The organism is Antarctobacter albus (assembly GCF_900101505.1).
Taxonomy (GTDB): domain Bacteria; phylum Pseudomonadota; class Alphaproteobacteria; order Rhodobacterales; family Rhodobacteraceae; genus Antarctobacter; species Antarctobacter albus.
The window spans coordinates 240,106-251,682 of the sequence record NZ_FMZI01000002.1 but is presented as its reverse complement, the minus strand read 5'-3'; the positions used below and the strand labels follow the sequence as shown (position 1 = coordinate 251,682).

17 protein-coding genes are annotated in these 11,577 nt (G+C 66.5%); 3 read left to right on the top strand and 14 right to left on the bottom strand.

What is annotated here, in order from left to right:
* Nucleotides 1-2 precede the first annotated feature (2 nt).
* The 13 genes from BLQ71_RS04340 to BLQ71_RS04280 all read right to left on the bottom strand — a co-directional run bounded on the left by BLQ71_RS04340 (nt 3) and on the right by BLQ71_RS04280 (nt 8,375).
* Nucleotides 3-653, bottom strand: a complete 651-nt coding sequence (locus BLQ71_RS04340) for an RcGTA-type gene transfer agent tail tape measure protein (RefSeq protein WP_074620840.1) — start codon at nt 651-653, stop codon at nt 3-5.
* Complete coding sequence (locus BLQ71_RS04335) at nt 650-850, bottom strand: rcc01693 family protein (RefSeq protein WP_074620839.1); 201 nt, start codon at nt 848-850, stop codon at nt 650-652. The genes BLQ71_RS04340 and BLQ71_RS04335 overlap by 4 nt, the downstream gene beginning before the upstream one ends.
* On the bottom strand, nt 837-1,169 hold the full coding sequence (locus BLQ71_RS04330; protein WP_074620838.1) for a gene transfer agent family protein: 333 nt from the start codon (nt 1,167-1,169) through the stop codon (nt 837-839). Before BLQ71_RS04330 ends, BLQ71_RS04335 begins: the two co-directional genes overlap by 14 nt.
* Nucleotides 1,170-1,172: 3 nt before the next feature.
* Nucleotides 1,173-1,580, bottom strand: a complete 408-nt coding sequence (locus tag BLQ71_RS04325) for a phage major tail protein, TP901-1 family (protein WP_074620837.1) — start codon at nt 1,578-1,580, stop codon at nt 1,173-1,175.
* 46 nt (nt 1,581-1,626) lie between these two features.
* Nucleotides 1,627-2,043: a DUF3168 domain-containing protein gene (locus tag BLQ71_RS04320; protein WP_074620836.1), complete on the bottom strand. Its 417-nt coding sequence runs from the start codon at nt 2,041-2,043 to the stop codon at nt 1,627-1,629.
* Nucleotides 2,040-2,375 carry a head-tail adaptor protein gene (locus BLQ71_RS04315; protein WP_043143497.1) on the bottom strand — a complete coding sequence of 112 codons (336 nt, stop codon included), beginning with the start codon at nt 2,373-2,375 and terminating at the stop codon, nt 2,040-2,042. The genes BLQ71_RS04320 and BLQ71_RS04315 overlap by 4 nt, the downstream gene beginning before the upstream one ends.
* On the bottom strand, nt 2,372-2,965 hold the full coding sequence (locus BLQ71_RS04310) for a head-tail connector protein (protein WP_074620835.1): 594 nt from the start codon (nt 2,963-2,965) through the stop codon (nt 2,372-2,374). The genes BLQ71_RS04315 and BLQ71_RS04310 overlap by 4 nt, the downstream gene beginning before the upstream one ends.
* 156 nt (nt 2,966-3,121) lie before the next feature.
* Nucleotides 3,122-4,303 carry a phage major capsid protein gene (locus BLQ71_RS04305; RefSeq protein ID WP_074620834.1) on the bottom strand — a complete coding sequence of 394 codons (1,182 nt, stop codon included), beginning with the start codon at nt 4,301-4,303 and terminating at the stop codon, nt 3,122-3,124.
* A gap of 65 nt (nt 4,304-4,368) precedes the next feature.
* Nucleotides 4,369-4,908, bottom strand: coding sequence for an HK97 family phage prohead protease (locus BLQ71_RS04300; RefSeq protein WP_043143490.1), 540 nt, complete (start codon nt 4,906-4,908; stop codon nt 4,369-4,371).
* 34 nt (nt 4,909-4,942) lie between these two features.
* Nucleotides 4,943-5,170, bottom strand: coding sequence for a GTA head formation protein, RCAP_rcc01685 family (locus BLQ71_RS04295; RefSeq protein ID WP_082024671.1), 228 nt, complete (start codon nt 5,168-5,170; stop codon nt 4,943-4,945).
* Nucleotides 5,163-6,362: a phage portal protein gene (locus BLQ71_RS04290; RefSeq protein WP_074620833.1), complete on the bottom strand. Its 1,200-nt coding sequence runs from the start codon at nt 6,360-6,362 to the stop codon at nt 5,163-5,165. The genes BLQ71_RS04295 and BLQ71_RS04290 overlap by 8 nt, the downstream gene beginning before the upstream one ends.
* Before the next feature lie 359 nt (nt 6,363-6,721).
* Nucleotides 6,722-7,981 carry a DNA-packaging protein gene (locus tag BLQ71_RS04285; RefSeq protein ID WP_229754808.1) on the bottom strand — a complete coding sequence of 420 codons (1,260 nt, stop codon included), beginning with the start codon at nt 7,979-7,981 and terminating at the stop codon, nt 6,722-6,724.
* A 19-nt stretch (nt 7,982-8,000) separates the two neighbouring features.
* On the bottom strand, nt 8,001-8,375 hold the full coding sequence (locus BLQ71_RS04280; RefSeq protein ID WP_074620831.1) for a hypothetical protein: 375 nt from the start codon (nt 8,373-8,375) through the stop codon (nt 8,001-8,003).
* A gap of 265 nt (nt 8,376-8,640) precedes the next feature.
* Between BLQ71_RS04280 and BLQ71_RS04275 the strand changes: the two genes are divergently transcribed.
* Genes BLQ71_RS04275 through BLQ71_RS04265 form a run of 3 tightly spaced genes read left to right on the top strand, consistent with a single transcriptional unit; the run spans nt 8,641 to nt 10,953 of the window.
* A complete protein-coding gene (locus tag BLQ71_RS04275) occupies nt 8,641-9,831 on the top strand; it encodes a pyridoxal phosphate-dependent aminotransferase (protein WP_074620830.1) in 1,191 nt (396 codons plus the stop codon).
* A complete protein-coding gene (locus tag BLQ71_RS04270; protein ID WP_074620829.1) occupies nt 9,824-10,624 on the top strand; it encodes an isocitrate lyase/PEP mutase family protein in 801 nt (266 codons plus the stop codon). Before BLQ71_RS04275 ends, BLQ71_RS04270 begins: the two co-directional genes overlap by 8 nt.
* Nucleotides 10,621-10,953 (top strand): TfoX/Sxy family protein, encoded by a 333-nt coding sequence (locus BLQ71_RS04265; RefSeq protein WP_074620828.1) that lies wholly within the window; start codon nt 10,621-10,623, stop codon nt 10,951-10,953. The genes BLQ71_RS04270 and BLQ71_RS04265 overlap by 4 nt, the downstream gene beginning before the upstream one ends.
* Nucleotides 10,954-11,039: 86 nt before the next feature.
* Here BLQ71_RS04265 and ndk read toward each other — a convergent pair whose 3' ends face one another.
* On the bottom strand, nt 11,040-11,462 hold the full coding sequence (ndk, locus tag BLQ71_RS04260) for a nucleoside-diphosphate kinase (RefSeq protein WP_043143476.1): 423 nt from the start codon (nt 11,460-11,462) through the stop codon (nt 11,040-11,042).
* Nucleotides 11,463-11,577: the final 115 nt, after the last annotated feature.

The following is an 11,577-nucleotide window of genomic DNA, read 5'->3' as shown; positions in this document are numbered from 1 at the left end:
CCTCAGCGGTTGCGCGCGCCACGGCTCAGCGCCTGCCCCATGCGGGCTGCGATCTGACTCTGGCTGCGCTGGAATCCCGCCACATCCGGCGTGGAAATATTCATGACCACCGTCACCGGCCCTTGGCCGCCACCCTCGGCACGCACACCTAGCTTGCCATCGGCGCCCCGGGTCAGCGGCATGATCGCTTCAGGACCTGCTTCGCCCATCAGCCCGGTGCCGCCGCGCATCGGGAAATAGGTCGGGCTGGCGACAACGCCGCCATTGGCAAAGGGCATCACCCGGCCCTGCGAGAATCCTGCGCCGTCGGCAAAGGGCGAAAAGCCGCCAAACACACCCGATACAGCAGACGACAACAGCCCACCGACATGGTTGGCGACCGGTGTCACGGCCGCCTTCCAGGCTGCGTCGATCATGGATTGCGCGACCGTACGGAGCGCGTCGGACAATTTCATGCCATCCAGAACGACCCCGTCGATGGCCCTGGCCACCCCCCGGCTCAACGTCGCTTCCAACTTCGTGGCGCCCCGGCCGGTCGCGGAAAAGGTCTCATGAATGCGTTTCAATTCGGCATCAAATTGCGCCGCCATCCCGATGGCGCCTCCCAAAGAGGTCTCCAGCGCTTCGACCTGGTCCTCAAGATCCTCGATCATGTTCCGTCACCTCGCATTTCGTCGGGAAAGGCCGACATCAGTTCCGTCAACCGTGTCCGTCCCATTGGTTTCGTGCCGTCTCCCTCGCCCAGCATCAGTTGCAGCTCTGCGGGCGTCAGCGCCCAGAACTCCCAGGGTTTGAGGCCAAGACCCTTCATCCCCGCGCGCATGAGGGTCGGCCAATCAAACCCCGCCATCACTGGTCTCCGGCAGCATGAAGGCGCGTGCCAACAACTCGGCCGCCGCGCGCGCCGCAACCATCGGACCTCCTTCGATGTCTGCGGACAGAAGATCCGAGGCCTGCCCGGTCCAGCCCCCGCCGCGCAAGCCCGCCACGATCAACGCCAGCACGTCACGCGTGCTGAACCCTCCCGTTTCGAAACGCTGCACTAGGTCGACGAGCGATCCGCTTGCCAGCCCGGCTTCCAGTTCCGCCAACGCACCCAACGTCAGCCGCATCACGTGGCTCTGGCCTTCGATGACCAGCACCACGTCCCCCCGCCATGGATTGCCCATGACTTACGCCGCCGTGAAGCTGAGCGCGCCCGCCGAGGCCAGCGCCAGTTCATAGGTCGCCTCGCCGTCATGTGCCCCGGCATACTCGATCGACGTCACCTGGAAGGGGCCTTCGACCGTGCCGAAATCCGGGATGATGACCTGGAAGGCCGGTGTTACACCGTCAAAGAAGATCTGGCGCGCGCGTTCGTCCGTGGCCCCATCCTTGAACACGCCCGACCCGCTCAGAGTGGCCGATTTGACACCGGCACCCGCCAGCAGTTCCCGCCAGCCCCCGGTGCTTTCCAATGTGGTCACATCCACCTGCTCGGCGTTGAAACTGATGCGCGTCGCGCGCAGTCCCGCCAGTGTTTCGAAAGTGCCGCTCACGTCGACCTTGATCAGCAGGTCTTTCCCGTTCTGTGCCGCCATTGCTTTCACTCCTGCAAAAAGTTTTCATTCATCCCCGGCAGCGCCTTCACGGCGCACCGCCGTCCTCGACCCGAGCGCGAAAGGTCAGGTCGATGCACCGCAAGCCACGGCTCTCGCGCTTGGCCTTTGCCTTCTCGAACCACAGGCCGACCAAGCGGCCCCGGGCTAGCATCAGGTCGGCACCGTGCAGTGCATCGCTGATCGCTGCCGCTGCATCCTTGGCGGTTTGAAAGCCCGACTTGGACGTCACCACCGACACCACGAACCTGTGCCAGGCTCCCGACCCGCTTTGGTCTCCCGCGTCCCTCGCCGTCTCAGGACCCAGCGCGACATAGATCGGTGGCAAGTTGCCCGTGGGCAGCGCATCGTAGATGTCGGCCCCCACCAGCGCACTCAGCGCCGCGTCTCCCTGAAGACGGGTAAAGACAGAGGCCTGCAAGGCGCTCGCAACCGCGTAACTCATGCCGAAAGCTCCTCCTGGCATTCGCAAATCAGGTAGAGACCCGAAGGCTCCTGCTCGGTCACCGACTCGATCCGGAACAGCCGCGTGCCCATGCGGAATCGTTGTCCTGGCCCAGGACGATCGGAATGCCCCTGCGGTGCGCCACGCACCGTGATCTTGAACCCGCCGATGGAAATCTCACCGGTCTCGCCTCGGGCCAGCCGCCCGGTCCGAGGCTTGACCTCGGCCCAGAGCGTGCCCAGCGCGGTCCAGGTTTCCTCGAACCCACCGGCTCCGTCGCCGACACGCTGCGGCGCCTCCAGAACCAAGCGCCTGTTTACCCTGCGGCTCATGCGCCCAGCCCCATGCGTACCGGGCGGTAGCGGGCTATCAGGCTCGTCACGCCAAAGGGCATGCATCCCTGGCTCAGCGCCGTATCGCTGCGATACTCGTAGTAGTGCGCTGCCAACATCAGGACCGCCTGTCTCAGGTCCGCCGGAACTGCGTCGAACGTCGCCCCGTATCCCGCGTCGAAACGGATCTCCACCGATCCGCCCGTGGGAACACCCGGAAGACTTGTCCCGGCGGGCCGAAGCCTCGGCTCAAAGGCATCCTTCTGCAGCCGGTAGGCACCAGGATCGATGGTGGTTGCCGAACCGTAGGCATCGACAACTGTCACCTCCGTGACCGCCTGTACCGGCGCCACCGGCAACCGCTGTCCCTCACAGGATGCCCAGCGATCCAGCGTCATCAGAAAACCCCGGCTGATCAGCGCCTTGCTCGTCCGTCCTTCGATGGCGGCCAAGGCCGCACGCAGGAACGAGACCAGAACCGGATCCTGCAAATCGCTCTCGGTAAAACCGCTGCCCAGCAGCAGATGGTCCTTCAAGGCACCAATCGGAAGCGCCGCCTCCGGCACCTGGGTTTCTTCCACCAACATCATGCTTCTTCTCCGAAATCCTCGACCATCCCTAGTCCGCCAGGCGGTTGGGCGCGCGCCGCCCAGGCTGCACGGGCGGAGGGGTAGCTGGACAACATGAACAGGCGCGCGCCCCAGAGAGACGGGCCCAAGGGCCCGCCCCCCATCTCATGGCCTGGCTCAGCTGACCGCGACGCGCAGCAGCTTGATGGCCGCGAAATCGCTCACATCGCCGCCCACGCGCTTGGTGGCATAGAACAGGACGTGCGGCTTGGCGCTGAAGGGGTCGCGCAACACACGCAGGTCCGGACGCTCGGCAACGGTATAGCCGGACCCGAAGTCACCAAAGGCGATCGGGTAAGCGTCGGCCTCGACATCGGGCATGTCCTCGACGATCAGGACAGGGTAGCCCAGCAGGCGGGCAGGTTCACCGGCAGCAAGCCCGTCGTTCCACAGGTGACGCCCGTCATTGTCCTTGAGCTTGCGGATCGCCGCGGCGGTCTTCGAGTTCATCACGAAGCTCGCATTGGCGCGATAGCGCGAATCCAGTGCATAGGTCACGTCGATCAGCACATCACCATTGCCCAGGTCGCTCGCCGACCCCGATGCCTTGTACCCCAGGTTGCCCCAGGTCCAGCTGTCGTTCTCGACCGTCGGATGGGTCAGAAAGCCGGTCGGCTTGTCGATACCGTCGCCGTTGACGAAGGCTGCCGCCTCGGCCCGCACGAACTTGTCTGCGATCCGCGCCGCCAGCCAGCTTTCAACGTCGAAGGCGCTGTCGTCCAGCAGGCGTTGCGACACCTTGGGCATCGCGTTCAGCTCGTAGAGCGGGATCGAGATCCGCTCGATCGTGGGGGTCCCGGTCTCGGCGGTCGACGAGGTCTCGTTGGCCCAGCCGGCGCCGGTATCGTTCTGGTCGATCAGCACGTCAAAGGACGAGGCCTCGACATTCACCACGCTGGAAATCGCACGGATCGAGACCTTGGAGTCCAGCTTGGACTTGATGGTCTGCGCGGTGTCGGGATCCACCAGGAACCCGCCGTCCGAATTGATCGCGGTGGACATGGCCTTGCCTTCCAGCTCAAGGCCGCGCAGGGCATCGTCGTCGCCGGTGCGCAGGTAGGCGTCGAACGCCTTCAGGTGGGGGGCCTCGACCTCGGTACGGGTCGAAAGCGCCGGACGGTTCGCTTTCGCGGTCTTGTGATCCAGCATGGTCAGTCGCTCTTCCTGTTTCTGAAGCTTCTCTTCAAGGTCGGCCTGCAGGGCCTTGTAGTCCCCGATCAGTCCCGCCATCGCGGCACTCACCCGGGCGACCGGAGACAGATCTTCCCCGGTCCGAGACTTGGTCCCGGTGTCGCTCATCCTTCGTTCCTTCGTGATTGCCCTGCCGCTCTGCTGCTCGAGGGCAGTGTCGTGAGTGACGCGCGTCAGCCGCCCGCCAGGTTGCGGCGCATGCCCTCAAGGGCCTCCGCCAGATCGCGCAGGGCGATGTCGTCGGGGGTCTCCCCCTTGGACGCGACCCGCGCACTGGGCAACATCGGAAAGGTCACCAGCGACACTTCCCAAAGCTCCAGTTCCGTCAGGACCCGATGGCCCTTGTCATTCTTCGTGGCCTTCAGCGTGCGATAGCCGATCGACAACCCGTCGATGGCACCCGCCTCGATCAGCGCCGCCGCCTCGCGGCCACGTTCAACGCTGTCCAGCAGGCGCCCCTTGACGTAGAGACCGCGCTCATCCTCACGCACTTCCTGCCAGATACCGATGGGCTGGGCCGGGTCGTGCTGCCACAACATCTTGACCGCGCGCCCTTCGCCCGCCAGCCGTTTCAGCGACCGTGCATAGGCCCCCCTGGCCACCACGTCGCCGCCCTGGTCGCAGGCGCCGAACAATGAGGCATAGCCCTCGATGTCACGCCCCTCGACGGTCACATCCGCGTCGAAGCGGCAGAATTTATGCTCAAGTTCCATCTCGATCCCTCTGCTAGGTTCGCGGTCCGGCCTCTCAGGGCGCCGCGTTCAGAAAGCCCTGGAACAGATCCGCAAGGATCGCCCCCGCTACCCCGTAGACCGTCAGCCACAGCCGCCGCTCCAACCGCTCGATCAGGGCCTCCAACCGTTCGAAACGGTCCGTCAGCGCATCGAACTGCAACTTGCTCACCCGTTCATGCGCCTCCAGGCGCAATCCCGGCGCACAGGCAAAAGCCTCGTGTCGCGAACGCAGGTCAGTCACTGATGTCCTCCTCCGCCTCGGCGGGCAGGCCCAGCATCCGGCGCTTTTCGGCGCGGGTCAGGAAATCGGCCTGCGCCACCCGGTTCCACTGCGCATCGCGCTCGGTCGCCAGCGCCGGCACCTGGTCCAGGTCGGGCGCCAGGACCACGTCCTCGCCGCTCCAGGACGACAGCCAGCGCCCGACACTTGCCGCAACCTTGGTCGCCAGCGGCAGCACCGTCTGTCGATAGAAGGCCCGGTGCGCCTCGGCGTAGTTGGCATAGGTCGCCTCGCCTGGGATCCCCAGCATCATGGGCGGCACGCCAAAGGCCACGGCGATCTCGCGCGCCGCCGCCTCCTTGGTCTTCTGGAACTCCATGTCCGAAGGCGAAAAACCCATCGGCTTCCAGTCCAGTCCGCCTTCCAGAAGCATAGGCCGCCCGGCATTGCGTGCGCCCTGGTGGTGCATCTCCATCTCGGATTGCAGGCGCTCGAACTGTTCCGGGCTCAGGTGGCCCTGCCCGTCCGATCCCGTCCAGACGATCGCACCCGAGGGCCGCGCCGCATTGTCCAGCAATCCCTTCGACCAGCGCGAGGCCGCATTGTGCACATCCACCGCCTGCGCCGCCGCCTGCAAGGGTGACAAGCCATAATGATCATCCTGCGGATGAAAGGCCTTCACATGGCAGATCGGTGAGACCGGCCCCGTCACGCCAAAGCGGTGCTTGCGCCCACCAACCGCGTATTCATAGGCCACCGGCCAGCCATCGGCACCGGGCACCACGCTCATCCGGTCGCTGCGCAACACGTGCAGCTCAAAGGGCAGCCCGCTTTCGCCCGCCACCGCCTCGACATAGCCGTCTCCGGACAGCAGCAGCTGACCATAGAGCGCCTCGAACAGCTCGGCCCGCCCCTGGGCCGGATTCGGTGCCGCCACCAGCTTTAGGATCGGATGCTCGGCAAATCGCGTCGCATTGTCCTGCAGGACCAGAGGCAGCGCCGCCGCCGCCTCGGCGATCAGCTTGACCGCGCGAAACCCCACCGGGTTGCCGGTAAAGGCCTGCTTGGTCAACGACACGGTATCGCGCGGGCTCCAGGCCACGCGCCCCCCGTTCAGATGTGCCACCAGGCGCCCCGTCGCCGAGGCCTTGGCCTGGGGCGCGCCCTGCACCTCGTCACCCTGTCCGCCCCGCCGCAGAAAATCGAATACCATGCCAAGTCGCTCCTTTTCCCAGGGCGGCGCGCCCCGCGGCCCGCACCCGTCCCGTCCGCGCGAACCGCCGATCCGCGCGCTACCGGTCTGTTCCGTCTTCTGAACTGGCCCGGAGGCTGCCCACCTCCGCGTCTCTTGAGGCAATCTAGGAAAACCGCCTTAAGGCCGCGTCACACCACCGTCCGGGCGATGCGCAACACCGCAACATGGGCGCCGCCCCCATGTTTCTTTGGGCGGAAAATACCTCCGGGGAGCGCGAGGGGCTGGCCCCTCGCTCCGACAGGCCCAAATTCCGCCGGACGCGGATCAATGCATCCGCATGCCACACTCCACAGGGAGGATTCGCCCCGCCGCCAGGGTCACAACACCCGCACCTGCGGCGCGCGTTTCACCGGACGAATACCCAGCATCAGCTCGCTCAGCGCCCAGACCAGTGCATCCACCCGGTCCGGACTGCCCGACCCCAGGTAGCCTTCCGGCGTCATCATGCACATCTGCGCCTCCAGCTCTGCCAGCCCGACCGCGTGCTTCACTCGCCCCTGCTCGTACAGCGCCGCCACCGGCTCGGCCCTCAGCGATTTCCCCTGCGAGGCATGCACCGCCTTGTAAGCGACAAAGGGATCGACCTGCCGCAAGGTGGCCTCCACCATCGCGCCGCCCTGGTTGACCTCGGCCACCACCCGGTCGGCCTGCCAACGGGCCGCCGCCTCGATGGCCGTCGTCGCCCAGCCGACGGGTGACAATCCCTGGACAGAGGCATCCTCCAGCACATAGGCCCGCCGCGCGCGCGGGTCGTCGCTGTCGACCAGCCCGGCCACGACGATCCCGCAGGCATCGGCCCGCGCCCCGGCCCCCGCCGGCGGATCCACCGCCACCACGACCCGGTCCATGTCGGGCAGCCGCCCGGCGCGCGCGCCATCCAGCATCTCCCGCGTCCAGAGCGCGCCATCCACCTGGTCCAGCAACACACCGTCCAACTCCTGCAAGCCCAGCGACTGCCCCTCGTACCGAGCCCGCACTTCCTCCAGGAATGTCTCGGCCAGGTGCGCCTGGTTGGCCTCGGTCCGGGCGTGGGTCGATACGGTCGAGGGCAGCTCCAGCAACGCCTTCAGCACGCCCACGTTGCGCGGCGTCGTCGTCACGCAAACCCGGGGCGCCTCGCCCAGCCGCAACCCGAACTGCAACATGTCCCAGACATCCTGTGCCTTCTTCCACTTGGCGAATTCATCCGCCCAGGCGCCATCGAACTGCGGCCCGCGCAGCGCCTCCGGGTCCTGTGCCGAAAACACCATCGCCTCGGCGCCGTTCGGCCAGACCAGCGTCCGCCGGGTCGAGACGTATTTCGGTTTCCGGTCCGGCGGCGTGCAATTCATGATCCCGCTGTCGCCATAGATCATCACCTCGCGCGCCTGGTCGTAGGTCTCGCCGATCAGCGCGATGCGCCTGCACCGGCCCTTGTCCAGCGGCTTGGCCCCCTCGACCTGCGCCCGCACCCATTCCGACCCGGCGCGGGTCTTGCCCGCGCCGCGCCCGCCCAGGATCACCCAGCTGCGCCAGTCTCCCTCGGGCGGCAACTGGTGCGCATGGGCCCAGAACTCGAACAGGTAGGGGAGCGCCATGCGCTCCCCCTCGGTCATTTCATCCAGGAACCTGTCCTTCAATACAGCAGGCCCGGAGGCTATCCAGGCGGCACCCGACCGCAAGTCGGGCCGCCTCGAGGTCGAGTCCGTAGACGTCGCTGATTCCCTCTTCCTTTCGGATGATCTCTTCAAGTTCCAACTCCGTTTCCCGGGCTGCGCGCAGCCAGTACCTCAACTCGCCCAGGGCGCTGCTCGCCTCGGACTTCTTCGCGATATCCCCTCTTTTCGCCCTGTCCTGCAGTTCGCCGATCTGATCGACGAGCTCCGCGATCGTGGCCGTTGCCCGGTCACGCTGCCTGCGCAGTCGCTCGCACCGCTCGCTGGCGATGATGACGATGCGCGGTTCTTCTTGTTTCTGCTCTGCACTGCTCATGCTCGACACCTTTTTTGCCTGTAGGTTGCCCCTCCTGGGTGGCAGGGCACGAAAAACGGCCCCAAGGGGTTCCCCCGGGGGCCGCCTGCCGTACCTCGTCCAGCATGTCTGAAACCATACGGTCGACCGCGCGCTGGGTCAATCGGGGGAGCGGGCGCAAATAATTGATTTCATTTACGATTATGAACCCGGAATTAACGCCGGGAGAAGCGGCTTGCCGCGCCGTGACGGCTCTGGCAAGACATTTCCACGAAAGGACAACAACATGCCCCAGCTCTCTTCCCGTATCACCACGCTCAACGAAGGCGGCTCCGACGGCTGGGAGGTGTTCTACCGCGCCCGCGCGCTCGTCGCCGCGGGCGAGCCTGTGACCGAACTGACCATCGGTGAACATGACATCGGCACCGATCCCGCGATCCTGCAGGCGATTCATGACGCCGCCCGCGGCGGCCACACGGGTTACGCGATGGTCCCCGGCGTCTCCGCCCTGCGCGAGGCGGTGGCCAGCCGCATCACCCAGCGCACCGGCGTGCCCACCACGCCCGACAATGTGCTCATCACCCCCGGCGGGCAGGCGGCGCTCTTCGCGGCGCACATGGCCGTGCTGACGCCCGGAGATGCCGCGCTCTACATCGACCCCTATTACGCCACCTACCCCGGCACGATCCGCGCCGCCTCGGGCCGCGCGGTGCCCGTTGCCACGCGGGCCGCCGACGCGTTCCTGCCGCGCGGCGAAGCCATTCAGGCCGCCGCCCGCGACACAAACGCCAAAAGCCTGCTGGTCAACACACCCAACAACCCCACCGGCATGGTCTACCCCCAGGAAACGCTCAAAGAGATCGCCCAGGCCTGCACGGACAACGACCTCTGGCTGATCTCGGACGAGGTCTACGACACCCAGGTCTGGCAAGGCGCCCACGTCAGCCCGCGCAGCCTTCCGGGCATGCTGGACCGCACGCTGATTGTCGGCTCCATGTCGAAAAGCCACGCCATGACGGGGTCCCGCGCCGGCTGGCTCGTCGGCCCGACAGAGGCCATCGACCGGCTGATCGACCTTGCCACCGCCACCACCTACGGCGTGCCCGGCTACATCCAGGACGGCGCGCTCTTTGCGCTGGAACAGGGCGCCGGACTCGAACAACAGATCGCCGAACCCTTCCGCCGCCGCCGCGACCTCGCCCTGTCGGTGATCGAGGGGCAGAACACGGTCAAGGCCATCCCCGCGCAGGGCGCCATGTACCTCATGCTCGACATCCGTGCGACGGGTCTCTCGGGCCGCGACTTTGCCGAGGCTCTGCTCGACGATCACCGCATCGCGGTCATGCCGGGGGAAAGCTTCGGCAAGTCCGCCGCCGGGCATGTCCGCGTGGCGCTGACCGTGGCCGATGACCGACTGGCAGAGGCGCTGCACACGCTGTGCAGCTTTGCCGAAACCAAGGCCCGCGCCCATGCCTGACAGCTTCCGACAGATGCACCGCCCCGGAGATCCCTTCATTCTCGCGAATGCCTGGGACGCGGGCTCGGCCAAGATGCTGGTGGCCCTTGGGGCGCAGGCCATCGCCACCTCCTCTGCCGCCCATGCCTTTACCCTCGGACGACCGGACATGGGCACGCTTACCCGGGACGAGGCGCTGGCCCACGCGCAGGACCTCGTGGCCGCTGTCAATGTCCCCGTGTCCGGCGATTTCGAGAACGGTTTTGGCGAGGCGCCAGAGACCTGCGCCGAAACCGTGCGCCTTGCCGCCGAGGCCGGCCTTGCGGGCATCTGCATCGAGGACACGGCCCTGCCGGATGACGCGCCCTATGACGCGCCGCTTGCAGCAGAGCGCATCCGCGCCGCCGCATCCGCCGCACGCGCCCTGCCCCGCGATTTCATGTTGGTGGCCCGCGCCGACGGCCTCCTGACCGGCCACTATGACGAGGCAGAGGCCACGCGCCGTATCCAGGCTTTCGAGGCCGCGGGCGCTGACGCCGTCTATGTCCCCGGTCCGCCCTCGATGGAGGCGCTCGGGCGGCTGGTCAAGGCCACCGGCCTGCCCTTCAACGCGCTGGTGTCCGGCCCCTTCGCGCAATTCTCCCGCGCAGAGTTCGCCGCCCTGGGCGTGGCGCGCCTTTCGCTCGGCTCGGCGCTGGCAAGGGCGACATGGCGCACGATCCACGACGCCGGACAGGCGATGTTCACCAAGGGTCAGTTCGACCCGCTGGCCGACGCCCTGCCCTTTGCCACCGTCAATCCCATGCTGACATGAGCGGCACGGCAATCAGCACCATCCGCAATCTCGGCCCCGCCTTCGAAAGGGCCTGCACCGCTGCGGGCATCCCCGACGCCGAAACCCTGCGCGCACTCGGCGCGCATGAGGCCTACCGCAAGCTGCTGATCTCTGGCGAACGTCCGCATTTCATCGGCTACTACGTCCTGCACATGGCCCTTCAGGGCCGCCCCTGGAACGACTGCAAGGGCGCGGAAAAGGACGCCCTGCGCGTCCAGTTCGACGCGCTCAAGGCACAGACGACCGCCACACCGCAAACCGCACTCGACCGCATCCTGAACGAGATCGGCGTGATCGAACGCCGCTGATCCCGCAACGCCCGCGACATCCGAACGAAAAAATGCCGCCCCCGGAGCCCCGGAGACGGCATCGCATTTCAGAGCTCGATGACGGCTTAGCCGACCAGTTCGAGACCCGAGAAGAAGAAGGCGATCTCTTCCTTGGCGGTTTCCGGCGCGTCGGAGCCGTGGACCGAGTTTTCACCCACGGATTCCGCGAACTCGGCGCGGATGGTGCCCGGTGCCGCATCGGCGGGGTTGGTCGCGCCCATGACTTCGCGGTTCTTCAGGATGGCGCCTTCGCCTTCCAGAACCTGAACGACAACCGGCTCGGAGGCCATGAATTCGCACAGTTCGTCGTAGAAGGGACGCTCGGCGTGCACGGCGTAGAACTGGCCGGCCTGCGCCTTGGTCAGCTGGATGCGCTTCTGCGCGATGATGCGCAGGCCGGCATCTTCGAACTTGGCGTTGATCTTGCCGGTCAGGTTGCGCTTGGTGGCGTCGGGTTTGATGATCGAAAGGGTGCGTTCGGTGGCCATGTCTGTCTTCCTCGCGGTTCGGGGCCGGTTCGCCCGGCCGAATTCTGCGCTGGCGCCTAGCACGCCCCCCGCATCTTGAAAAGCCCTGTCATGGATCTGTCGCCAAGGCGGAGAG

Coding starts and splice junctions, on each gene's coding strand:
- BLQ71_RS04340 (WP_074620840.1), bottom strand. CDS start 653: ATGATCGAGGATCTTGAGGACCAGGTCGAAGCGCTGGAGACCTCTTTG.
- BLQ71_RS04335 (WP_074620839.1), bottom strand. CDS start 850: ATGGCGGGGTTTGATTGGCCGACCCTCATGCGCGCGGGGATGAAGGGT.
- BLQ71_RS04330 (WP_074620838.1), bottom strand. CDS start 1,169: ATGGGCAATCCATGGCGGGGGGACGTGGTGCTGGTCATCGAAGGCCAG.
- BLQ71_RS04325 (WP_074620837.1), bottom strand. CDS start 1,580: ATGGCGGCACAGAACGGGAAAGACCTGCTGATCAAGGTCGACGTGAGC.
- BLQ71_RS04320 (WP_074620836.1), bottom strand. CDS start 2,043: ATGAGTTACGCGGTTGCGAGCGCCTTGCAGGCCTCTGTCTTTACCCGT.
- BLQ71_RS04315 (WP_043143497.1), bottom strand. CDS start 2,375: ATGAGCCGCAGGGTAAACAGGCGCTTGGTTCTGGAGGCGCCGCAGCGT.
- BLQ71_RS04310 (WP_074620835.1), bottom strand. CDS start 2,965: ATGATGTTGGTGGAAGAAACCCAGGTGCCGGAGGCGGCGCTTCCGATT.
- BLQ71_RS04305 (WP_074620834.1), bottom strand. CDS start 4,303: ATGAGCGACACCGGGACCAAGTCTCGGACCGGGGAAGATCTGTCTCCG.
- BLQ71_RS04300 (WP_043143490.1), bottom strand. CDS start 4,908: ATGGAACTTGAGCATAAATTCTGCCGCTTCGACGCGGATGTGACCGTC.
- BLQ71_RS04290 (WP_074620833.1), bottom strand. CDS start 6,362: ATGGTATTCGATTTTCTGCGGCGGGGCGGACAGGGTGACGAGGTGCAG.
- BLQ71_RS04285 (WP_229754808.1), bottom strand. CDS start 7,981: ATGGCGCTCCCCTACCTGTTCGAGTTCTGGGCCCATGCGCACCAGTTG.
- BLQ71_RS04280 (WP_074620831.1), bottom strand. CDS start 8,375: ATGAGCAGTGCAGAGCAGAAACAAGAAGAACCGCGCATCGTCATCATC.
- BLQ71_RS04275 (WP_074620830.1), top strand. CDS start 8,641: ATGCCCCAGCTCTCTTCCCGTATCACCACGCTCAACGAAGGCGGCTCC.
- BLQ71_RS04270 (WP_074620829.1), top strand. CDS start 9,824: ATGCCTGACAGCTTCCGACAGATGCACCGCCCCGGAGATCCCTTCATT.
- BLQ71_RS04265 (WP_074620828.1), top strand. CDS start 10,621: ATGAGCGGCACGGCAATCAGCACCATCCGCAATCTCGGCCCCGCCTTC.
- ndk (WP_043143476.1), bottom strand. CDS start 11,462: ATGGCCACCGAACGCACCCTTTCGATCATCAAACCCGACGCCACCAAG.